20 protein-coding genes are annotated in these 22,298 nt (G+C 67.9%); 10 read left to right on the top strand and 10 right to left on the bottom strand.

Translation table 11 applies throughout. From position 1 onward, the window contains the following. Positions 1 to 5: 5 nt before the first annotated feature. Genes ACIBX3_RS39630 through ACIBX3_RS39620 form a run of 3 tightly spaced genes read right to left on the bottom strand, consistent with a single transcriptional unit; the run spans position 6 to position 3,163 of the window. Positions 6 to 917, bottom strand: coding sequence for an ABC transporter substrate-binding protein (locus ACIBX3_RS39630; RefSeq protein WP_397125700.1), 912 nt, complete (start codon positions 915 to 917; stop codon positions 6 to 8). Between the two features lie 36 nt (positions 918 to 953). Continuing rightward, positions 954 to 1,991, bottom strand: a complete 1,038-nt coding sequence (locus ACIBX3_RS39625) for an amidohydrolase family protein (RefSeq protein WP_397125699.1) — start codon at positions 1,989 to 1,991, stop codon at positions 954 to 956. After that, a complete protein-coding gene (locus ACIBX3_RS39620) occupies positions 1,979 to 3,163 on the bottom strand; it encodes a cytochrome P450 (RefSeq protein WP_397125698.1) in 1,185 nt (394 codons plus the stop codon). Before ACIBX3_RS39620 ends, ACIBX3_RS39625 begins: the two co-directional genes overlap by 13 nt. Before the next feature lie 628 nt (positions 3,164 to 3,791). Here ACIBX3_RS39620 and ACIBX3_RS39615 point away from each other — a divergent pair. The 7 genes from ACIBX3_RS39615 (at position 3,792) to ACIBX3_RS39585 (ending at position 9,850) form a co-directional block, all read left to right on the top strand. Beyond that, positions 3,792 to 4,586 carry an ABC transporter ATP-binding protein gene (locus ACIBX3_RS39615; protein ID WP_397125697.1) on the top strand — a complete coding sequence of 265 codons (795 nt, stop codon included), beginning with the start codon at positions 3,792 to 3,794 and terminating at the stop codon, positions 4,584 to 4,586. Positions 4,587 to 4,641: 55 nt separating this feature from the next. After that, complete coding sequence (locus tag ACIBX3_RS39610; RefSeq protein ID WP_397125696.1) at positions 4,642 to 5,394, top strand: ABC transporter ATP-binding protein; 753 nt, start codon at positions 4,642 to 4,644, stop codon at positions 5,392 to 5,394. Then, entirely contained in the window at positions 5,391 to 6,272 is an 882-nt protein-coding gene (locus ACIBX3_RS39605; protein ID WP_397125695.1) for a branched-chain amino acid ABC transporter permease, read from the top strand. The genes ACIBX3_RS39610 and ACIBX3_RS39605 overlap by 4 nt, the downstream gene beginning before the upstream one ends. After that, positions 6,269 to 7,345 (top strand): branched-chain amino acid ABC transporter permease, encoded by a 1,077-nt coding sequence (locus ACIBX3_RS39600; protein ID WP_397125694.1) that lies wholly within the window; start codon positions 6,269 to 6,271, stop codon positions 7,343 to 7,345. Before ACIBX3_RS39605 ends, ACIBX3_RS39600 begins: the two co-directional genes overlap by 4 nt. Positions 7,346 to 7,369: 24 nt before the next feature. Beyond that, positions 7,370 to 8,581, top strand: a complete 1,212-nt coding sequence (locus tag ACIBX3_RS39595; RefSeq protein ID WP_397125693.1) for an ABC transporter substrate-binding protein — start codon at positions 7,370 to 7,372, stop codon at positions 8,579 to 8,581. 138 nt (positions 8,582 to 8,719) lie between these two features. Next, positions 8,720 to 9,322: a TetR/AcrR family transcriptional regulator gene (locus ACIBX3_RS39590; RefSeq protein ID WP_397125692.1), complete on the top strand. Its 603-nt coding sequence runs from the start codon at positions 8,720 to 8,722 to the stop codon at positions 9,320 to 9,322. Positions 9,323 to 9,475: 153 nt separating this feature from the next. Further along, entirely contained in the window at positions 9,476 to 9,850 is a 375-nt protein-coding gene (locus ACIBX3_RS39585; protein ID WP_397125691.1) for a DoxX family protein, read from the top strand. A 252-nt stretch (positions 9,851 to 10,102) separates the two neighbouring features. Here the strand turns inward: ACIBX3_RS39585 and ACIBX3_RS39580 are convergent, their stop codons facing one another. After that, the gene (locus ACIBX3_RS39580) at positions 10,103 to 10,864 is read right to left on the bottom strand and encodes a class I SAM-dependent methyltransferase (RefSeq protein WP_397125690.1); all 762 of its coding nucleotides are present in this window, start codon (positions 10,862 to 10,864) and stop codon (positions 10,103 to 10,105) included. A gap of 223 nt (positions 10,865 to 11,087) precedes the next feature. Here ACIBX3_RS39580 and ACIBX3_RS39575 point away from each other — a divergent pair, with 223 nt between their 5' ends. Both ACIBX3_RS39575 and ACIBX3_RS39570 read left to right on the top strand, forming a co-directional pair. Then, positions 11,088 to 11,564 carry a cyclase gene (locus tag ACIBX3_RS39575; protein ID WP_397125689.1) on the top strand — a complete coding sequence of 159 codons (477 nt, stop codon included), beginning with the start codon at positions 11,088 to 11,090 and terminating at the stop codon, positions 11,562 to 11,564. Positions 11,565 to 11,890: 326 nt separating this feature from the next. Continuing rightward, a complete protein-coding gene (locus tag ACIBX3_RS39570) occupies positions 11,891 to 13,561 on the top strand; it encodes a hypothetical protein (RefSeq protein ID WP_397125687.1) in 1,671 nt (556 codons plus the stop codon). A 77-nt stretch (positions 13,562 to 13,638) separates the two neighbouring features. On the opposite strand, the gene ACIBX3_RS39565 is transcribed toward ACIBX3_RS39570, so the two are convergent. Continuing rightward, complete coding sequence (locus ACIBX3_RS39565) at positions 13,639 to 13,815, bottom strand: hypothetical protein (RefSeq protein ID WP_397125686.1); 177 nt, start codon at positions 13,813 to 13,815, stop codon at positions 13,639 to 13,641. A gap of 422 nt (positions 13,816 to 14,237) precedes the next feature. Between ACIBX3_RS39565 and ACIBX3_RS39560 the strand changes: the two genes are divergently transcribed. Then, a complete protein-coding gene (locus tag ACIBX3_RS39560) occupies positions 14,238 to 15,053 on the top strand; it encodes a TIGR03620 family F420-dependent LLM class oxidoreductase (RefSeq protein WP_397125685.1) in 816 nt (271 codons plus the stop codon). Positions 15,054 to 15,150: 97 nt separating this feature from the next. Here the strand turns inward: ACIBX3_RS39560 and ACIBX3_RS39555 are convergent, their stop codons facing one another. The 5 genes from ACIBX3_RS39555 to ACIBX3_RS39535 all read right to left on the bottom strand — a co-directional run bounded on the left by ACIBX3_RS39555 (position 15,151) and on the right by ACIBX3_RS39535 (position 22,081). Beyond that, positions 15,151 to 16,956, bottom strand: a complete 1,806-nt coding sequence (locus ACIBX3_RS39555; RefSeq protein ID WP_397125684.1) for an RICIN domain-containing protein — start codon at positions 16,954 to 16,956, stop codon at positions 15,151 to 15,153. Positions 16,957 to 17,297: 341 nt separating this feature from the next. Next, positions 17,298 to 18,707 (bottom strand): alpha-amylase family glycosyl hydrolase, encoded by a 1,410-nt coding sequence (locus ACIBX3_RS39550; RefSeq protein WP_397125683.1) that lies wholly within the window; start codon positions 18,705 to 18,707, stop codon positions 17,298 to 17,300. A 51-nt stretch (positions 18,708 to 18,758) separates the two neighbouring features. Then, on the bottom strand, positions 18,759 to 19,685 hold the full coding sequence (locus ACIBX3_RS39545; protein WP_397125682.1) for a carbohydrate ABC transporter permease: 927 nt from the start codon (positions 19,683 to 19,685) through the stop codon (positions 18,759 to 18,761). Next, the gene (locus ACIBX3_RS39540) at positions 19,682 to 20,665 is read right to left on the bottom strand and encodes a carbohydrate ABC transporter permease (protein WP_397125681.1); all 984 of its coding nucleotides are present in this window, start codon (positions 20,663 to 20,665) and stop codon (positions 19,682 to 19,684) included. The genes ACIBX3_RS39545 and ACIBX3_RS39540 overlap by 4 nt, the downstream gene beginning before the upstream one ends. Before the next feature lie 93 nt (positions 20,666 to 20,758). Next, positions 20,759 to 22,081, bottom strand: a complete 1,323-nt coding sequence (locus ACIBX3_RS39535; RefSeq protein WP_397125680.1) for an ABC transporter substrate-binding protein — start codon at positions 22,079 to 22,081, stop codon at positions 20,759 to 20,761. Positions 22,082 to 22,298: the final 217 nt, after the last annotated feature.

The following is a 22,298-nucleotide window of genomic DNA, read 5'->3' as shown; positions in this document are numbered from 1 at the left end:
CATGCTCAACCCACCGGTACGAAGCTCGGGTCGAGGACGCTGATCGCCTCGGCACGTTGTTCCGGCGTGAGCAGCCCGGCACGGATCATGGCGTCCACGGTGGCTTCCAGGGCCGTCGGGGGGACCTCGAGATTCTTCGGCCACATGCCCATGTCCCGCGTGTAGGCCAGACCCCTCGCGGCCAGTGCCGGCTCGTCGGGCGTCGTGATCCGCTGGTAGATCGGCAGCGTGACGGCGTCGCAGGCCGGGTCGTTCACGATGTCGTGGGCCTCGGCCAGCGCCGCCACCAGCTTCCTGACGGTGTCCCTGTTCCGCGACGTCCAGCCGTCATCGGCGATGACCGCGGCGAAGATGATCTCCGGGAGCACGTCGTTCACCTCGCCGATGAGGCGGTAGCCCTGCCGTTCGGCCAGGAAGTTCCACGGTGCCGGCTGGGGAGCGCAGTCGATCTCGCCCTTCTGCAGCGCGTCCCACCGGGCGGTGTGCACACCGGCGAGGACGAACTCGTAGTCACCGGGGTACGACAGGCCCTCCGGCTGGAGCATCATCTGTGTGTAGATGGCCGTCCCCTCCGTGAGGGATGACGTGCCGATCCGTTTTCCGCGCAGCTCGGTGATGCCGCTGATGTCGGGCCGGGCGACGAGCGACATCGGAAGGCGGAGCGCGTTGGCCGCGATGATGCGCAGATCACCGCCGGAGACGACGTCGGAGACCGCGCCCTCGGGCGGCGTGATCGCCAGGTCGGCCGTGCCGTCCCGCACGGCCGAGGTGGCCTTGTCGACCGAGCCCAGCCGCAGATAGTCGATCGCCAGGGCGTGCTTCGCGAACAGGCCCTGGTCCTCCGCGACGAAGACGGGGAGCCAGTTGAATCCTTGGGCGCCGCCGGCGAGACGTACTCGTGTCAGGTCAGCAGTCATCGATGGAACCTCCGATGGGGGAAGAGGAGCGCTGGGTCAGCGCCCTTGTGCCGTGAGAAGCGCGTCGAGCCTCGGGTAGACGCGTCGGGCGTTGCCCTCGAAGACGGCGTGGCGTGTCTCGTCGTCCAGGCCGAGTGCGTCGATGTAGCGCTTGGTGTCGTCGAACGGGTGCCCCGTCTCCGGGTCCACGGCGCGCACCGCGCCGAGGAGCTCGGACCCGAAGATCAGGTTCTTGGGGTCGATCACCGTGAAGAGGGCATCGATGCCCGCTTGGTGGTAGACACAGGTGTCGAAGAACAGGTTGTGCATGAGGTGCTCGGACAGCGGAGGCTTTCCCAGCATGATCGACAGGCCCCGGTAGCGCCCCCAGTGGTACGGAGCCGCCCCGCCGCCGTGCGGGATGATCAGCCGCAGCGCGGGATGCCGCTCGAAGAGGTCACCCTCGATCAACTGCATGAAGACGGCGGTGTCGGCGGCGATGTAGTGTGCCCCCGTCGTGTGCAGGGCGCGTTCGCAGGAGCCGGAGACGTGGATCATGGCCGGCACGTCCAGCCGGGTCATGGTCTCCCACAGCGGATCCCACCAGCGGTCGTAGAGCGGCGGTGCCGACCAGTGCCCGCCTGAGGGGTCCGGGTTGAGGTTGCACCCGATGAAGCCGTGGCCCACGCAGCGCTCCAGCTCGGCGAGCACAGGCTCCAGGTCACCGTCGATCAGCTGGGGCAACTGGCACACGGCGGCGAATTTCCGCGGGAAGAGCTCGCAGATGCGCCGGACCGTGTCGTTCGACAGCCGCGCCCATTCCGTGGCGATGTCCTGCCCCGGGACGTGATGGCCCATGGCCGACGCGCGCGGGGACAGGATCGTCAGGTCCGAGCCTCGTTCCTGCTGCATCCGGAGCTGGTTCTGCGCGACGATCCGCCGGAGTTCGTCGTCGTCGATCCCGGAGTAGGCGGGTCGTTCCTGCGATCGCCCTTCGGCGAAGGCGATCTGGGCCTTGCGGAAGGCGTGGAACTCCGGGGGTTCGGTGGTGAAGTGGCCATGGCAGTCGATGGCCAGGCTTCTTACGCGTCCCATGTCGCCGGAACATCCGTGACGCCGCGGAAACGCCAACCCTTGGCCCGCATCTGGCCGCTGTCGTCCAGCCGCAGGTTCGGTAGCTGACGGAAGACCTCCTCGAGCGCGATCTGACCCATCGCCCGGGAGAGGGCGTGGCCCGAGCAGAAATGCGGCCGGAAGCCGAAGGACAGGTGCGGCCGCTTCTTGCGGAACATGTCGAACCGGTCGGGATTCTCGAAGCGGTTCTCGTCCCGGTTCGCCGAGGCCATGACGATGGCGACCGAGGCTCCGGCCGGGATGGTCGTGCCGGCCACGACGACGTCCTCGGCGGCGATCCGTGGTGTGACCCCGATCGGGGAGATCCAGCGCAGGCCCTCGTCGAACGCGCGGAGCGCGTGCTCCGCCGGGTCTGCGGCGACCATCTTCGCCTGGTCGGGGTTCAGGAGCAGGCCAGCGCAAGCGTTCGCGGCGGCGTGGCCGGGCTCCTGGAGGCCACCTAGGATGATCACCTTCATCGTGGGCAGGATCTCGTCGAGGCTGCGTACCTGCCCCTCGGGCATGCCGCCGCGCATCACATGGCTCATCAGGGTGTGGTCGGGCCTGGCGAGCGCCCGTTCGTAGAGCGCGCCGAGCTGCGTCTCGATCTCGGTCAGGGCTCGGTCGAGCCGATCCCATACGGCCTGGTCGTCGCTCACGTTCTGCAGGCCCGCAGCCATCGCGTGGAACCACTCGACCAGGGTTTCGTTCGGGGTGTCCGTGAGGCCGATGACGTTCCCGATGCAGCGGACCGAGATCGGTTCGAAGAGGTCGGCGGTGAGATTCGCGGTGCCCCGGGGCTTCAACCGGGCGAGGTAGTCCTCCACGACCGGGCGCGTGAGCATTTCCACGTAACCCCGGACCGCCTCCTGGGTCAGGTTGTCGTCGATGCCCGCACGCAGCAGACGGTGCTCCTCACCGCTCATGCTCAGCACATTCGGCATGCCCATGACGCGCGCCTCCGGCCGGTCGGGGCTGCCAGACGGGCCGAAAACCCGATCATTCGAGCCCACCGCGCGACAGTCCTCGAAACGCGTGACGAGGAATTCCTTGGTGCCCTCGAAGAACGCCACCGGCGATTCCTCGCGCAGCCGGGCGTATACCGGATAGGGGTCCCGGTACAGGTTCTCGCCCGTCAGTTCCGACACAGACATGTCATCTTCCTCGATTCAGGCTTGACGGGAAGGTCGGATTCAGCCGCCGGATGCGATCCGTCGGTGGGAGCCGCACGGCTATCCACTGAGAAACCGCTTGGACTTTGAATACTGCACGGTATGTAACACGCCTTCCAGTGTCAATACCCCATCGCACCCCACCCCGAGCCCTGTGCTGCCAGGAGTCGAGGGCGGTCGGACCTGCGGCGACGCACCGCGACGAGCCCGCAGCCGACAGGACCTCCATGGACATCCCCGGCGGCGGGTCGCATGGCAGACGTGTTTCACCGGGATGAACTGGTTGTTGACAGCCGCCACCAGCGACAGATACCGTCCGGAATCCAGATCCTGAACAGGATGTTACGACGACGTGAGCACAGCTGCCCTGTGCCACGGCCCTCGTCAACCCGGACTCGTCCCGGACCGTCCCGTCTCACGCAGAAGTGAGATGACAGTGAACGACACCGCCCTCGATGTTCGCGCCCTCGGACCCGATGATCCGTGAGGTCGCGGCGATCGAGGACGCCGTCCACGTCGAGGACGCGAAGGTCGACGAGCCGATGGACAGCGGGCACCACCGGTGCTCACTCTGATCGGCGGCCTCACGCAGACAAGGACGGTGCCGACGATGACCGACCCACCACCTGACATCGCGTTGCGCGTCGGCGCCCTGGGAGTCAGTTTCCGGGGTGTCCGAGCACTCCAGGACGTCTCTTTCTCGATCCCCGCGGGCGGGGTCTCCGCGGTGATCGGACCGAACGGAGCGGGCAAGACCACGCTGCTGAACTGCATCAGCGGGGTCGTCCGCCATGAGGGCACGGTCGAGCTCGAAGGTCGTGACCTGAGCCGGCTGCGCGCCGACCGGCGAGCGGCGCTCGGCATCGCACGCACCTTCCAGACGCCGCTGCTCGTGCCGGACTTCACCGCGCTCGACAACGTCTTGCTGGGGGCGTACCCGAAGGTGCGCGGAGGGCTGATCGGTTCGATCCTGCGGCTGCCCAAGGTGAGGTCGGATGAGACCTCGATGCGTGCGCGGGCCGCCGAACTGCTGTCGCACCTCGGTGTCGCCCGAGCGGACGCGCGCAACGTCGGCAGCCTGGCGCACGGGGACCGGCGACGGGTCGAGGTCGCCAGGGCCCTGATCGCCGAGCCCCGGCTGCTGCTGCTCGACGAACCGGCCGCGGGACTCGGCGCGGACGAGGCTTCCGACCTGCTCGGCGACGTCGAGGAGTTCGCGGCGGCTGTCGGGATGACGTGCGTCCTCGTCGAGCACGACGTGGGCCTCGTGATGCGGGTGTCGCGCCATGTGGTCGTCCTCGACGCGGGACGTCTTCTGGTCGCCGGGTCCCCCGCGGAGGTGGCGGCCGATCCGCAGGTCGTCGCCGCCTACCTCGGCGACGACTGGTCGGAGGTGGAGACGTGAACGAGCGAACCGGCACAGCAGCGTTCTCGCTCACGGTGCCTGCGAAGGAGGCGCCGTGAGCACGGGGCTGCTCGAGACCCGGCGGCTCGTCGCGCGGTACGGGTCGGTCGAGGTCCTTCACGGGATCGACTTCCGCATCTCCCCAGGAGAGATCGTCGTGCTCCTGGGGCCGAACGGAGCCGGCAAGACGACGCTGCTGCGGGCCATCTCCCGGGTGGTGGCGACGCGTGGTGAGATCACTCTCGCCGGGGTGAGCATCGCCGGCTGGAGCGGAGCACGTACCGCCCGCGCCGGCGTCGGACACGTGCCCGAAGGCCGGGGCACCTTCGCCGACCTCACCGTGGAGGAGAATCTGCGACTCGGCGGCCTGGCCCGTCCGAAAGGACGGCGCTCGACCGCGCGCGTGGACCTCGCCCAGGTCTATGCGACGTTCCCGGTGCTGGCGGACATGCGGCGGCGTGCCGCGGGGCTCCTGTCGGGCGGGCAGCAGCAGATGCTCGCGATCGGACGTGCGCTGATGGCGCGCCCGCGGTTGCTGCTCATCGACGAGCCGTCACTGGGCCTGGCGCCCATGGTGACCCAGCAGCTTTTCGAGGCCCTGGCCGGGATCAGGGGCGAGTGGTCCACATCGCTGCTGATCGCCGAGCAGAACGCACGACTTTCCCTGCGCATCGCCGACCGCGCCGTCGTCCTGGCGGGTGGCCGTGTCGCCGCCGCCGGTCCCACGGCGGATTTCCACGACGGCGACGTGATCAGGCGCGCTTACCTGGGAGAAGCGGCCGACGGCCCGGAAGGGGACGAGAAATGACCGAACTGCTCCAACAGGTGCTGGACGGACTGAGCACAGGGCTCGTGTACGGCATGCTCGCACTCGCGCTGAGCGTCATCTTCCAGGGCACAGGGATGCTCAACTTCTCCCAGGGGGAGATGGCCACCCTGTCGGCCTACGTGACGTTGGTCCTGACCCAATCAGGCGTGGGCTTCTGGGTGGCCCTTCCCCTCACCGTGGTTCTGTCCGCGGGCGGTGGGGCGCTCATCGAGAGAGTGCTGGTCCGGCGTCTGGAGGGCGCCGGCGAACTCCCGCTGCTCACGCTCAGCGTCGCCCTGCTCCTCGGTCTGAACGCACTCATGTCGATCATCTGGTCGACCGACCCGCGAACCTTCCCCAGCCCGTTCGGGAAAGGGCTGATCGAGTTCGCGGGCCTGCACATGACGGTGCAGCAGGCCGGGTCACTGATCACGCTGCTCGCCGTCATGGCCGCGACGGCGCTGCTGTTCAACCGGACCAGTGTCGGATTGCGGCTTCGCGCGGTGGCGCAGAATCCCGCCTCGGCCACACTCCTCGGCCAGCACCAGGGCCTGTGGCTCATGGTGGGGTGGGCCGTCGCCGCCGCCGTCGGCGCGTTCGCCGCCGTCGTGGCCGCACCGGTCCTCACGCTCTCACCGGGGATGATGACCTTCCCCCTCCTCCTGGCGCTGGCCGCCGGCACGCTCGGCGGGCTGTCCAGCCGCGTGGGGGCGGTTGCCGGGGGCGTCCTGATCGGCATCGCCGACAACCTGGCCAGCCGGTACGTGCCCGGGCTGGGCAGGGATCTCGCGATCGTCGCTCCCTTCGCCCTCACCGCCCTCGTCGTCATGCTCCGGCCGGCGGGACTCTTCGGCAGGACCAGGACGGTGAGGGTGTGAACACGAACCTGCGCCGCGCCGTCCCCATCGGCTGGGCCGCCGCATTCATGATCGGTGTCGTCGTCCCCTTCGTCGTCTCCGACTACGACCTGCTGGACCTCACGCGCATGCTCGCCATCGCGATGGCGGTCGCCGGGCTGAACCTCCTGCTGGGGCATTCCGGCCAGATCAGCGTCGGTCACGGCGCCATATTCGGGCTGGGCGGTTACGCGGCCATCATCCTCGTGGCCACGTACGGATGGCCGTGGTGGTCCGCGGTCCTCGTCGGCGGCGCCGTGTGCCTGGCCCTCGGCCTGCTGCTCGGCGTGCTCGGCCTCACCATGGGCGGGGCCAACCTCGGGCTGCTCACGATCGCCGTGGCGGCGATCTTCCCGCTGCTCCTCATCCGGCTCAAGCCGATCACGGGCGGGACCTTCGGCATCTTCATGGCGCACTCCCCGATCGAGCCCCCGGACTGGAGCGGGCTCACCGAGGCGCAGTTCGGTTTCCTCGTGTGCCTCGTCGTGCTGGCCCTGACCCTCCTCCTGCTGCGCAACCTGGTCGCTGGCCGGCTCGGCCGAGCCTTCGCGGCCGTCCGGACGAGCGCACTCCTGGCAGCCGCGAACGGGGTCGACGTCAACCGCACGAAGCTCCTGGCCTTCGCTGTCAGCGCGGCGGTCGCCGGGACGGGGGGCGCGTTCTACGCGCTCGTCGCGGCGATCGCCGTGCCGGACAGCTATCTCGTGCCTTTCTCGATCGTCCTGCTCGCTGCGAGCGTCGTCGGCGGCAGCAGGACCTGGGCGGGCGCCCTCCTCGGCGCGGCGATCGTGATCTACCTCCCCAAGCTGGCCGAGAACGCCGCCGGCGCCGAGTCCGCGGGCAACTGGTCCCAGCTCGTCTACGCCTGCGGCCTCATCCTGACCCTCATCATCGCGCCATCCGGCCTCGTCGGCGATCTCTCGCGCCTGGCACGTCGCGCCATCGGGATCGTTCCCACCATGCGCGACCAGGCGGACGCACCTCCGGGGCGCGGATCCCGTGCAGGCCGTGCCGACGAGGCAGCGCTCAACAAGCAGATATCCGACCTCCCGTAAGCCCCCCACCCGAGAGGATTCCTGGTGAGCTACAGAAGTAAGAAGGTCATGGCCATGGCGGCCATGACAGCGTTGGCGGTCGTTCTGGCGGGATGCTCCGGCCGCGCTGCGTCCTCTCCGGGCGCCGCGGACGGCAGCGGCGACATCGTCATCCGGGCCAGCTACCCGCTCAGCGGCCCTATGGTGTCCGCGGGCGCCTCGGCGTCCGGGGCCAAGGCGTACTTCGATGCCGTGAACGCCGCAGGAGGCGTCGACGGGCGAAAGATCGACTTCAAGGTGGCCGACGACGCCTTCGACCCCGCCCGCATGGTGTCCAACAACAGGCAGTTCGCCGAGCGCGACAAGGCGACGATCGTCATCAACTTCGGCGGGATCTCCGTCGCCGCGCGGCCGCCGCTCAACGCGGCACACGTCGCCCAGATCGTGCAGGGAGGCGAGAAGGAGCTGAGCGACGTCCAGAACTTCCCCTACACGCGTGCGTTCGTGCCGGACATCGCCTGGGAGGGTGAGCTCCAGGGGCGGTACATCGCGAAGAACATTCCCAAGGCCGTCGTCGGTTTCCTGGGTTTCAACAACGCTTTCGCCGACAGCCAGCTCGCCGGGCTCGCCGCGGCCGGCATCACACCTGTGAAGGCCATCCGGGTCCCGCCGGGCCAGGGGGACCTGTCGTCCCAGGTGACGGAGCTCAAGGCCGCAGGCGTCAACGTGCTGGTCGTGACCCACGGCCCGCCGACCATCGGCGCGCTGCTGTCCCACATGGGCCAGATCAAGTACAAGCCGACGATCTTCATCGGCAGCCCGTACGCCGACTTCGCCAGCACGGTCAAACCCGCCGGTGCGGAGAACGTCGCCGGAGCTCTCTCCTACCACTGGTTCAAGGATCCCCAGAACCCCGCCCTGAGCGACGACAAGGCGCTGGCCCAGTACCGGGCCGACATGGCCAAGTACGCTCCGTCCGCGGACGCCGGCCAGACTTTCACCTTCACCGGTTACGGGCTGGCGGCGGCCATCGTTTCGGCCCTCCGTTCGGCCAAGGAGATCAGCAGCGACGGCTTCCTCTCCGCATGGGGCTCGCTCTCGCAGGAGGAGAATCCCTTGCTGATCGACAAGGCCTCGCTCACCGGCGAAAAGGACGGCCGGCTGGTTCACCAGTACCAGCTGCACGAGTTCGACGGCAAGAGCTGGGTGGCGCGCGGCTCCGTCATCGATGTCTCCGAGGCCGGTATCGCCGGCTGAATCGAGCTGCACGGACGGGCTTACGCTGTGAGCCCGGACGGGCGGCAGGAGCGGTCGCCGCAATAGTCTGCCTCCGGTGAAGGAGGAGCGGTACACCCGCGCGCAACGCAAGAACAAACGAACGGATGTGGAGTATCAATGGCTCGGCTGACGCGAGAGCAGAAGCAGGCACTCACGCGGGAGAAGCTTCTTCTCTCGGCGCTGGATGTCGTCGCGCGCGACGGCTATGACGGCGCCTCGGTCGAACGCATCGCCGAGGAGGCCGGCTTCTCCAAGGGAGCCTTCTATTCCAACTTCTCTTCGAAAGAGGAGATTCTGCTGGAGTTGCTCGAAGGAAATGCCGGCCACGACGTCGACGAGCTCTCCGATCTGCTTCGCGAGGTCACGGATCCTGACGAGGTGATCGAGATCGTCGCCCGGTGGTGTGACTCCCGTGCAAGCGAGCAGAAGTGGGGCATCATCGCCATCGAGTTCCTGCGACGTGCGCAGCGCGACGGCACCCTGAGCGATCGGCACCGTCAGCTCTTCGTGAGTCAATGGGAACAGGCCGGCGCGCTCCTGCAGAGCAAGCTCCTCCCCGGCCGCGAGCCGGGCATCAGCGCACTCGACCTCGGCGGGATCGTCCTCGAACTCACCTACGGCGGTATCTCGACCTTCCTCAAGGCCAACACTCCGGGCCAGATGATCCGGCACGTGCTCAAAACGCTCCGGAACTCGGCCCAGGTGACGCACACCGGGTGAGGACCATGGCCGCATACGCATGCGGCCGCCGATCCCGGCCGCCGGTCCTCGTCGCGGTGCCGTCCGGACACCCGCCACATCCTTTCTCCTGACATCCAGGCGACCACCGCCTGCGGTAATACCTGTTCCCTTCACCCCTTCAGGAGTTCAGCCATGGACATTGCCTTTCGGCTTGCCTGCATCGCAATCGGCCTGCCGTTCATCTGGCTCGGCTACGAGGCCGTCGCCGCCCCCGGCGCGCGTGTCGCGATGGCGGCCAAGCTCCGCATCCCTCGCCCGGAGATCGCCGTGCGGCTCAATGGGGTCGCGATGGTCGCGGGCGGCATCGGCGTCGCCAGCGGCCTGCTGTGGCAGGCCGCGGCAGTCGGCCTGGTGATCTCACTGATCCCGACGACGCTCGCCGGTCATGCGTTCTGGGCCGACACCGATCCTCAGACACGCAAGACCAACCGCATCCAGTTCCTCAAGAACCTCGGGCTCATGGGTGGCCTCCTCGCCGTGGCACTCGCCCCGTACGTCAACGGCTGAGCGCTCGGCGAGGGGAACCTGCCGGTGCCGAGTAATCATCCAGCCAGGTCAAGCCGCATGCCGATACTCCCTCAGAATGCCCCAAGTCGATCACGTCGATGGATGTCGGGCGCCGTGATCCGGGCTGGGCCAGCGTTGGGATCGGGAAGCGGTCGGAGCGGAGCCGCCTGGCGGAGAGCGAATCTGGTTGCATGATCAAGCATCTCCTGGGGGTGGTTCGTCGCAACGCAGATCAGCGAGGCGCCATGGGCATTACTCGCCCCGTTCGAGCGTGAGCAGCGGCTCAGAAAACACAGGCGCTGGTGCGCCGGGATCTGCGGCAACAGCCTGCTCCAGGCGGCGGAAGCCGGCCTCCAACTCGTCGGGACTGAGCTGAGCGAAGAACGAAAGGGTACGCAGGCGCAGCCGTTCGAGCATGTCACCGAGGGTGCCGGAGGACGGCTCGGTAACCGTGCCGAAGCTGGCAACGCGCCAGCCGTCCGACGTGAACATCGCGATGACCTCGTGCAGCGGCTGAAACAGCGAGGCGTCCACCTCAAACCCGCGGGGGAAGTGCTCCAGCCACCACGGCCGGGGATGGTGGTCGCTGAAATTGGCGCGCAGTAGCAGCCGCCCTCCTGGTCTGAGCACCCTGGCCAGTTCCCGGGCCGCCCGCGGCTTGTCCTGGACGTGGTGCCAGGACAAGAACATGAGAGCGTAGTCGGCGCTGCCGGACGGCACTGGCATGTCCTCGGCGGAGCCTGCCAGATACCGCACACCGGGATGCAGGGACTGCGCCTGCGCTGTCTCGCGCATGCGGACCGACGGCTCGACGCCAGTGACCGGCCCGAACGCTCGCGCCAGCGCGGGGGTGAACCTGCCGGTCCCCGAGCCGACGTCCAGCCCCGCCAGCGGACGCCGCTCGGGCAGCACCGCTCCGAAGGCGCCGGTCCAGGCCTGCAGCTGCGGCTCGGTGAGCGCACGGCCACGCGCGTAGTCCTGGTACTGGTCCGTGTCGTAGTCGATCCGCCTCATCACAGCTCCCGCGTCCACTCGGGCTATCGGCAAACCATCGGCCCGATATATCGGGTCGATACATCGGTACGATAGGCAGTGTCACGTCATGTCGCAAGGGGGCATTGCGGTCGGGCGTGCCTGCACCGCGGCGAGGAACGCCGCATCCGGCACGCCCCGCGCTCCTCCGAGATGCCCCGCCACAACATGGTGACGTCTTTCGCGTGATAACTAAGATCGGCACATGTCCCGTTTTGAGGTGGCGACCTTGGTTCTCGCGCCGCCGCCGGTCGTCTTCGATGCGTCCTTGTCGGTCGAGCTGCACGCCTCCTCCATGCGCGGCTCGCGCGAGCAAGCAGTCGCAGGAGTCACTTCCGGACAGCTCTCCCTCGGCGATCAAGTCACGTGGCGAGCGCGGCACTTCGGCTTCACCTGGCACCTGACCTCGACGATCAGCGCCTGCATACGCCCCTCGTACTTCGTCGACGAACAAGTAGACGGCCCATTCCGGCACTGGCGCCACGCGCATACCTTCGAATCGACACACGACGGCGACAGCGGCGTCGAAGCGACCCTTATGAAAGACATCATCGACTTTGCCGCGCCCGCTGGCCCATTGGGCACCGTCGCAGACGCCCTTGTGCTGCGCCGTTACATGACCAAGCTCATCCTGCTGCGTAACGCGCACATCAGAGAGGCGACCGAAACCGCCGAGCGGTGACAACGCCATTGCAGACGATGCTCAGCTTCACCTCCGAGGCCGGTGGCTACGGCACGCCCACCCCGACTGCTCCCCTGCCTGCCCAGCAGTTTGCCGGCGAGCCCATCGGTCTCGGTGAACACCATGTCGACGGCGAGCCGGCAGCGGCCCGCGTGGACTGTCCAGGCCGTTCCCTGGCTGGGATGATGGGGCCACGCCTCCAGTTCCTGGTCGCGGCGCGGGGGCTCTTCGCCCGAGCCAGATCGAGCGCTTCCGCTATCGAGGACCCGGGCATATGCTTTCGGAAATCTGCCGATGAGCAGCGCCGAAGCTCCCAGGGGGACATGGTGCCACGGCGATCTGGGGTTCTGCGCTGGTCAGCGGGCATCGTGGCGGTGGCGCTCGCGACGTCGGGACAGTCGGCGCCGGCCGCAGGCGCCACCGGAAGCCCGTCCAGGGCGGGGGACTTCGTCGTGTACGGGTTCAGCCAGTCGGACGTGCACGAGGAGGACCCGCAGGTCTACGAGCTCGACCCGGACACCACCATCCGCGCGATCGGGAAGTGGTCCACGGCGGGGGACGAAGCAGCTGACTACAACTTCGCGCAGATCGACCGCTACCACGCCAAGGGCATCAACTTCATGGGCAGCGGCACGGCCAGCGTGATCTTCCCGAAGGACTTCGCCACCGCCGAGGTCTTCGACGACATGTCGACGCGCGACGCGGACGGCGATCCGGTGCCCCATGACGAATTCGGTTTCCCGGAGCCGGCGCGGCGGGGCAACATCTTCAACCCCAAGTACCGCGAGTACCTCCTCTCCTGGGCACGCATCCAGGTCGACGGCGGAGTCGACGGGCTCAACTTCGACGAGATCAACGCCGGATTCAGCGGCGGGTTGAAGTATGGCTTCAACGGCAACGAGGGCTTCGACGACTACGCGATCGCCGACTTCAACCGGTACCTCCTGGCGAAGTATCCGACCTTCACCGCCGCGGACTGGAAGTCGCGCTTCGGCATGACCGACGGCAACATCCTCCGTCGCGACGTGCCGGCCGGCGACCTGGCGGCCAACTTCAACTACCGCGATTACCTGCGGGCCGGCGGCTGGAACCTCGACCCCCTGAACGCAGCGAACCCGCTCGCTCCCGAGTGGGGCCGGGTGGTCGCCAACCGCATGTACGCCGAGGACACGTCGTTCACCGCCACGTACATCCGCCGGTACTGGAAAGAGATCGCCGACGAGATGCGAGCGTACGCCTGGCGCACCCAGCACCGCAGCATTCTCATCTCCTCGAACGGGCTGTGGCCCCATGTGGACTTCAACAGCGTCGGCATGTACCCGTGGAACCCGGACGAGCAGACGCCCGACTTCCGCGGCGCCGACTACGTGCCGGTGACCGACGGCCACCTCAACGGCGCCAAGTCGCTCCAGTCGCAGTACCGCTACCTGAAGGAGCAGAGCGCCCGGATCGCGGGCCACGTGCCGGTCGTCGTGTTCATCGACTGGCCGAACGACATGATGACCAACTACCTCAACCTGCCGCTGCAGGAGAAAAAGGACTACTGGCAGATCTTCGGCGCCGAGGCGTACGCGAACGGCATCTTCCCCGCCTTCCACCTGAAGGACACGGTCGGCAGCCCCACCGCGACGGACCTCGGAATGATGGACTTCTTCACGACGTACACCCACTTCTACAAGGACCATCGCGCGATCTTCAAGGACAACGCGATCGGCGCCCAGGTGGTGCGGGCTGGTGTGGCCAACGTCGCGGCGAGCCTGCTCGTGCAGCGCGGTACCGGCAAGCGCTCCATCCACCTCGTCAACCACAACTACGACCAGGGCATCGCGCCCCTGTCGAGGTTCACGGTGGAGGCTGACCTGGGCTCCTGCCCGCGCCGCGTCTCGATGGTCTCGCCAGATTTCCCGCAGTCGAAGTCGCCGGCATTCTCCTGCCGGCACGGCAAACTGAAGCTGACCGTCGACCGCCTCGACTACTACAACATCATCCAGCTGTAGCCGGATCCAGGCGAACCGCATGATGCCGCCCCGGCCGCCGGCAGTAGTCACGCAGCACCACCGCCTGCTCCTCGGGCTCATGTGACGGCAAGCGTGCCCACACCGTCTGCAACGCTGGCACGGTTCAATCGGGCTGCCGGACCGGCAGGATCACCATCGGCGTAGGGCAGGCTGGAGCGGACAAAGATCTCGGCGCTGACCTCGCCGATCACTTCCATGGCCTGTTTCAGCACGCCGGTGCTGCAGGTCAGCACGTCGGGCCGGGCTTCCAGCTCGGCCCGTTGCGGCCGGACAGGAAGATCTCGTACCAGCCGCCTACCAGACTCGCCGGCACCGTGATGCCCGGCGCTCCGGTGCGGTGGTCGGCGGATACCCAGAACGGGTCGTCGCTGCCACGGGCGAGAATTTCCTGGATGTAGTCGGAGCGGTGGTCGGGGCTGAAGCGGGCAGCGGCGTCCAGGCTGACGCGGTGGCGACCGTTGTGACTGTGGAGCAGGCCGCTGTCCTTGAGCGCTTGTTCGGCCTCAAGGTGGTCCCAGCGCGCCAGATCTCATAGTCGCCTTGGCCGTCGAAGACGTAGGCGGCCAGCGGCATGTTGGCTTCCACGCCGTTTTGCCGCGAAGGCAACGGCTACGGCCCGCACATGCGATAAGCGGCTCCGGGTACGGCGCATCGCATGAAACTCGAACTGGGACCTGTAGGCGTCACCACGGCCTTCGGCGACTGGGAGAGCGTGGTGTCGGCGGCGCCCGAACTGGAAGGCATCGGATACTCAACGATCTGGCTCGGCGGCGACCTGCTGCGGGATCTCGACCGGCCGGCCGAGATCCTGCGCGTGACCCGATCCATCCCCGTGGCCACCTGCGTCCTGCCCGTGGTGCGATATTCGGCCGACGACGTCGCCGGGCTCTACACCCGGCTCGAGGCCGCCCATCCCGGCAGGTTCGTCGCCGGGATGGGGGGCGCGCACGGGCCGCGGCCGCTGACAACGCTGCGGGAGTACTTCGACCGGATGGAGGCCATCCCGGTAGGGCGGCGGATGCTGGCGGCGATGGGGCCGCGGATGCTGAAGCTCGCGGGCGAGCGTACGGCAGGTGCCATGCCCATGTTCGCCACACCTGCCTACACCGCGCAGGCCCGTGCCCGCCTTGGCCCCAGCCGCACACTCGTCGTGCACCAGTGCGTGTGCCTCGAGAGCGACCCCGCGAGGGCCCGGGGCGTCGCGCGGGGGCTCGTCGAGGAGATGCGCGTAGTGGCAGGGTACCCAGCGCAGTTCCGGCGACTGGGGTTCACCGATCAGGAGGTCGACGAGCTCGCCGACCGCCTGGTTGACGGCCTGGTCTACTGGGGCGCGCCGGACTCCGTCGCCGCGCGGATGCGCGAGCACCTGGCGGCCGGGGCCGACCAGGTGTCGGTGACGGCGCTGTCCGGGGACGGGAGCCTGCCCCTGAGCCAGTGGCGGCAACTGGCCCAGGTGCTGCTCACGCCCTGACGAACGACGGCCGATCGGGCCTATGGTCGCAGCCGGCAAGGCGGCACCCAGCGGCGGCGCGGCGGGCGCATGTGCCCGCCGCTCGCGGTGGGCGACTCTAGGCGGCCACGAGCGACCAGAAGTGGTTGTCGTTGTTGCCCGCGAGGGTCTGCTGGTCGAGGACGGACAGTGAGGCCGTGGTCATGTTGAGCGCCTTGTTGCTGTGCTGGTTGACCAGGACGTACGTCCCGTCGGCCGCGCGGCGCAGCCGCCACGTGAGCGTGGTGCCGGTGAAGGTGCCGCAGGCCGCTTGGACGACCTGGGTGCCGGCGGCGTCGCTCGCCGTCTTCAGGCCCAGGCACATGCCGCTGTTGGCGTTGACCAGGTGCCACGAGTCGGCGGCGATGGTTGCCTTTCGCAATGTCCACTGCTGGCTCTTGGCGCCCGAATGCGGCTTATGGATGACCGACGCCCCCGCCGTCGTGGAGGCGTCGAGCACCTCGGCGTTGTCGCGGCTCTTCACACCCGCCAGGTAGTAGGTCTGGCCTGCCTGCGGACCGGGTTCGGTGCTCCGCGCGAACCTCCAGAGCTGGTCGGCCGCGCCGGTGTAGGGGCGCTGCTCCAGTGGCGCCGGGTGGGCGCCCGCGACCGTCAGAGCCAGCCCCGAAAGCCAGTTGATGATCGCGTAGCTGCCGTCCGGCTGCGGGAGGTACGCCCAGCGCATGCCGTCCTGGCCGTTGCAGGTGTACTGCAGGATCTGGGTGCCGGAGGTGGTACCGCTGTAGGCGCTGTCGGCGCAGAGCCCGCTGCCGGCGTTGGCGAGTTGGAGGCCCGTCCGGTAGCTCATCAGCCACTTCTGGCTCCGTGCGCCGCTGGGCGGGCGCTGGCTCAGTCTGGTCAGCCTGGCGCTGGAGCCGTCGATCGGCTCAAGGGCTCCTCCAGTGGACACATTGGTGATCACATAGGTGGAGCCGACCGTCGGGTGGGCGGTGGCGTCGGCGGTGTCGCCCTTGATGAGGAAGTCGTTGTTCGCGATGTTCCAGTGCGTCGCGAGATAGCTGCCCGGCCCGGGGGCCAGACTGAAGTAGTCGTCGCGGTTGCAGTCGGGCAGCCGGCGGTCGTTCCACTCCAGGCAGTTGAAGGTCGGGGTCCCGCCATAGCACATCATGCTGAACTGGTCGCTGCAGTGCCCGCTACTGTCGGTGTGCGGCGCGCTCGCCTGTACGGCGCCCAGCATGTGGCCGAGCTCGTGGGCGATGGCGTTGGGGCCGAAGCAGTTGGCCGTCGCGTCCACCCGGGCGTAGGCGAGCCTGGTGTTGTTGTAGTTCTCGGCGCCGGGCCGGTCGTCGATGTACCGCTGGCCCACGCCACAGATGACGCTCGCCTCGGAGAGCATCAGATACCTGCGGTCGGGCTTGTCGTACCCAAGGGCCTTGACGGCGGTGATGCCCTCCGCGAACGTCGCCAGGGACCCTGCGGGCACCTCGACGCGGCGGACGGCGATGCGGCATCCGCCCCCGCTGACCGCCTCAGTGGCAAAGCGGATGTGCCGGCTCTTGCCGCTCTTGGCGGCGGCGTCGTTGTACGCGTCGTCGGCATTGGCCAGCCAGGCCTGGAACATGGGCGAGAGCAGGTCGTAACGGTCGGGCATCTCCGGCTCGCGGGCGTAGAGCACCTCGACGCGCTTACCGCTCACCCCGTCTCCCACGCAGGGGATCCCTGCGGGCGCCGCCAAGGCCGCCGCGGTCGCCTGGCTTCTGGTGAGCCGGGACTCTTCGGCACGCGGCCCGGTGCGCTCGCCGAGCCGCGCGCCGGGGAACACATCGTTCTCGCAGGTAACGTCGGCCGCCATGCCCGCGCACGGGTCGGCCGGAGCCGCCTCGACGGGGGAGGGGGCGAACCCGCCCGCTCCCGTGACAATCATGAGCGCCGTCACGGCTACGAGCGCTGTTCGACTTGCTAACACCTGTGGGGCCTCCCGGATCATGCACCGCCCGGTCCGGGCGAGAATGCGATGATCAACATACCGGGTTCAGACTTGCTGACCAATAGGGTCAATTCGGGCACGCCGTTAGAATGTGCGTCGACGGCCTCGGTGCTGGTCAAAGTCTCGGCGGTCAGAACTGTCGTATTGCCGCCTGTCAGTGTGAGGAAGAACGATGGCATCGATCGTCTTCGGGACGCTCGCCGTAGTCGCATCGATCGTGGGCGTCGTGCTGTTCCTCATGCTGAGGCGGAAGCCGCACACCCGGGTCGGGGCGTACGTCAGCGCGACGTTCCTCGTCCATGGGGGAACGCCTGAAGCGGGAGAACGTTGTACTTCCCTGCCTGGTGGCCATCACCGACCACACCCGATCGAGATCTCGGCCCTGGCTTGAGCCGGCCATGCAAGATGCGGTGAGAGCTGTCGCACGCGCTCACATGCCAGAAAAGATCATCTCGCTCTGACCTGCGAACAGAGGCAGGGCGGCCACGTCGCTGCAGGTCGGCGATGAACGCCGCCGGGTCGCGCCCGGCGACAGCAGGCGCCGGACCGGACGACGCCACGCCGGTCGAGGCCGTCCGGCTCCTGCCGGCGTCTGGGCAACGGGTGGCGCGTCCTGGAGGGCGCGGCAAGGGCGCACGGGAGGTGGCGGGATTACGCAGCGGGATTACGCAGCGGGGTTTTCGCCGGGAACACGCACACCCGGAGCCCCTCCCGACCGCCGAGCAGCACGTGAGAGGACGAGCGAGAGAACGAGGAGGACGAGCCCGGCCGCAGGGGCCTGCGCCAGGGCGGCGGAGGCACCCCACGCGTCGGCGGCGCGCCGGGGCGGGGTGCCGTCGCAGCCCGTAGAGCCAGCCGGAGAGCAGCCCGCTGAGGCTGGAGGCGGCGATGATCGCCTCCTGGCGCATCTCCTGGAGGAACTCGTCCAGGCGCGGGCCGCACAGGTAGAACGGGCCGCCGTCGCCGAAGTCCTCGCCCGGGATCGGCGGGCCGTCCGGCAGCAGGAGGTCCTTGGAGATCATGTTGATGACGTCCATCCGGAAGCCGTCGACACCGCGGTCGAGCCACCAGCGCATCATCTGGTGGACGGCTCGGCGGACCTGGGGGTTCTCCCAGTTGAGATCGGGCTGGCGGCGGGAGAAGAGGTGCAGGTAGTACTCCTGCGTGTCCTCGTCGAACTCCCAGGCCGAGCCGGAGAAGGCCGCCCGCCAGTTGTTCGGCTCGGAGCCGGGCTTGCCGGGGACCGTCCCGGGGCGTGCCGGACGCCACCAGTACCAGTCACGGTAGGGGCTCGACCTGTCCGACCTGGAGTCTTTGAACCACGGGTGCTCGTCGGAGCTGTGGTTGACGACGAGATCGACGATCAGCTTGATCCCTCTCGCGTGCAGCGCGGCGACCAGTTCGTCGAAGTCGGCGAGCGTTCCGAAGAGCGGGTCGATGTCCTGGTAGTCGCTGACGTCGTAGCCGCCGTCGTCGTGGGGGGATGGGTAGATCGGGGACAGCCAGACGACGTCGATGCCCAGCCGGCTCAGGTAGTCCACCTTGCTCAGCAGGCCTCGCAGGTCACCGATCCCGTCACCGTCGGAGTCGGCGAAGCTGCGTACATAGACCTGGTAGACGACTGCCGAGGTCCACCAGGGCTCCTCGTGCCGCCGGACGTCCGGACGGGCGGCGGATGGTGTGGGCATGATGATCTTTCTCTCGGTCGTGGGAAGGGGATGCCGGGGGTCGGCGGGATGTCAGCCTTTGACCGACCCGGCGGTCAGCCCGCGTACGAAGAAGCGCTGCAGGGCGAGGAAGAACAGGATGGGTACGATCATCGAGACGAAGCCGCCGGCGGTGACGAGTTGCCAGCCTTGGCCCTGCTGGCCCATGAGCCCCTTGACGGCGACGGTGATCGGCTCGTTCTCGCCCGGCCCGATGAAGACGAGTGCGATGAGCAGGTCGTTCCAGACCCACAGGAACTGGAAGATCGCGAACGACGCGAGCGCCGGCACCGACATCGGCATGATGAGCCGCCAGAACATGGTGAAGTGGCTGGCGCCGTCGATCCTGGCCGATTCGAGCACCGCCTTCGGCAGCGTGGCCATGTAGTTGCGCAGGATGTAGATCGCCAGGGACATGCCGAACCCGATGTGCGCCAGCCAGGCCGCCGGGAACGTCCCGTTGATGCCGAAGTCGCCGTACAGCTGCAGGATCGGCACCAGGGCCACGTAGTTCGGCACGACGAGCAGGCTGACGATCACGATGAACAGGGTGTTGCGCCCGGGGAAGCTCATGAACGCGAACGCGTACGCCGCGAACGCCGCGATGAGCAGCGGGATGAACGTCGCCGGCAGGGCGATGGCGAAGCTGTTGACGAACGCCTGGTCGAGGTTGGCCTGCGCGGTGACCTCGCCATACGCCTGAGTCGTGAGCCGCCCGAGCGAGGCCGGGTCGGTGAAGATCGTCCACCAGCCGAGGGTGCTGGCGTCGTCCTTGGTACGGAACGAGGTGATCAGCAGGCCCAGCGTAGGGATGATCCATAGGGTGCAGACGAAGATCACCGTGGCCTTCGCCACCGGGGTGGCTTCTCCCTGGCGACGGCCCGCGCGGCGCGGGGCTGCCTGCCGGCGGGCCGGGGACGAACCGGCGGGACGGATCTCGGGTCGCTCGGTGATGCTCATCGCCCGGCCTCCTCGGTACGGAACTGGCGCACCTGGTAGATCATGATCGGGATGATGGCGATCATCAGCATGACCACGATGGCGGCCGCGTGGCCGTTGTTGAAGTTGGTGAACAGCTCGTTGAAGAACTGCACGCCGATGACGTTGGTGTCGAAGTCGCCGTTCGTCATGACGTAGACGATGTCGAACAGCTTCATGACGCCGATCGTCACCGTGACGAAGACCGTGATGATGGTCCCCCGGATCTGCGGGACGATCACCCTGGTGAAGATCTGCCGCTCGCTGGCCCCGTCGATCCTGGCCGCCTCCAGCGTGTCGGCCGGCACGCCCTTGATGGCGGCCGACAGCAGCACCATGGAGAAGCCGACCTGCGCCCACAGCAGCATCACCATGAGCTCGAGGCTGTTGAACTTGAAGTCGGTGATCTGCAGCCAGTTGACCGGGTCGAAGCCGAGGGCGGTCACGATCGCGTTCTGGACGCCGATCTGCGGCTCTCCCGGCGGGTTCGCCGCGTAGACGAAGCGCCAGATGGTGCCGGCGCCGACCGCCGAGATGGCCATGGGCATGAAGATGGCCGTCTTGGCCAGCTTCTCGGATCGCGGCCGCAGGCGGTCGGACAGGACGGCGATCCCCAGGCCCAGCAGGATCGTCACGGCGGGCACGATCACGATCCACAGCAGCGTGTTGACCAGGGTCGACCGGAAGCCGGCCGAGCCCAGGAGCGAGGTGTAGTTGTCCAGGCCGACGTAGGCGGTGCTGTCGGCGTTGGCGAAGCTGAAGTGGATCGTCTGGATGGCCGGATAGATCAGGTAGAGGCTGATCGCCAGGAAGGCCGGGCCGATGTAGACGTACGGCTTGAGGCGGTCCTCCCATTTGCCGGGCAACAGCCCGACCAGCCGGTTGAGCAGCCAGAACAGGATCAGGGCGCCGCCCACTCCGGCGATGACGGCGAGGACGGCGTTGATCGTCTTGATCAGCATGGCGCTGCTCCTTTCGCGGGCGTACCCGTTGCGCCTGAGGGGCGGTGTGCGCGGCTGCGGCCGCCGCGCACACCGCGGGGGTCCGTCATGCCGTCAGTTCGCCGGCCAGCTGTCGTCGATCGCCTTGAGCGCCTGGTCAAGGGACTGCTGGTTGCTGATCCACCCCGTCATGCCCTTCCAGAAGCTGCCGGAGCCGACCGCTCCGGGCATCGCGTCCGAGCCGTCGAAGGCGATGCCGGTCGACTGGTAGGCGATCTTCGCGATGTCCCGGATCGTGTTCGTCGGGTAGTTGGCGACGTCGAAGTCCTTGCGGGGCGACAGCCAGGCGCCGGTCTTGACCCCGGCCGCGCCGAAGTCCTTGGTGGCCATGTACTGCAGGAGCTTCTTGGCCGCCTCGTTGTCCTTGCTGAACAGGCCGGCGAGGTCGCCGCCGCCCTCGACGGGGTTGTCGCCGCCGGCGGTGGCGGGCGGGAAGCCGAAGACGCCGACGCGGTTGTCGATGTCGGCCACCACGTCGTCGGGGAAGAAGCCCTTGGCCGCGACGAAGTTGCCCTGCTTGTACATGAAGCAGCCCGGCGGGTTGCGGAACATGGGGTTGCCGGCCGTGCCGAAGTTGTTGCTGGAGATGGACTTGCGGCCGCCCAGGACGTTGCCTTCGGTGAAGGCGATCTTCTCGAAGGTGCCGGCGGCCTGGCGGACCAGCGGCGAGTCAAACTTGATCTTGTGGTTGATCCAGTCGTCGTACTTGGCCGCGCCGCCGTACTTCAGGACCAGCTCCTCCATCCAGTCGGTGGCCGGCCAGCCGGTCGCCGGCCCGGACTCGATGCCCAGGCACCAGGGGGTCGTGCCCTCGGAGCGGATCTTGTCGGTGAGCGCGAGCAGCTCGGGGATGGACTTGGGCGCGGTGTACCCGGCGGACTCGAAGGCCTGCTTGGGGTAGAAGACCAGACTCTTGACGTTCATGCTGGCCATGAGTCCGTAGAGCTTGCCGTCCTTGCTGCCGGCCTCGAGCGTTCCCGGCGTCATGCCGCTCTTCAGCGCCGGCATGTCCAGGACGTCGTCGAGCGGGGCCAGCCGGCCCTTGGCCGCGAGGTCCTTCATGATGCCGGGCTGCGGGAACAGCGCGATGTCGGGCAGGTTGTTGCCCTGGACCCGGGTGACGATGAGCTGGTTGAAGTTGTCCGAGGGGGACCACTTGATCGTGATGCCCTGCTCTTTGGCGTACGGGTCCAGCGACATCTTCAGCGCGTTCAGACCATCGCCGGTCATGCCGGTCATGATTTCCACGGTCTTGCTCGTGTTCCCGGTGCCCGCTCCACTGGTCGCCTTCGAGCCGCCGTCGCTCAGACAGCCGCTTGACAGCAGCGCGAGCGCGGTCATCGGCGCGAGCGTTTGGAGCAGTTTGGTCCGTCGCATCTGTGACTCCCTTGAAAAGACGCACGAGGGGCCGGCAGGCGCCCCGGCGTTCCCCCGCTGGAAGGGCCAGGTGGCAGGGAAACCGGCCCGCCAACGAGGAATTGACGCGAGTCAAAGATAGGTATGATTCCCTGGAAGGCTGAACCGGTCAGCCGGTAACATTTACGTAACATGTGGTAATCCGTGGTTCCTGTCCCCCGACCCTCAGGACACTTCA

Source organism: Nonomuraea sp. NPDC049480 (assembly GCF_044465905.1).
In the GTDB taxonomy this organism is placed as follows: Bacteria; Actinomycetota; Actinomycetes; order Streptosporangiales; family Streptosporangiaceae; genus Nonomuraea.
Note: the sequence above shows the minus strand (reverse complement) of the source record. Positions and strands in the feature narration are given on the sequence as shown.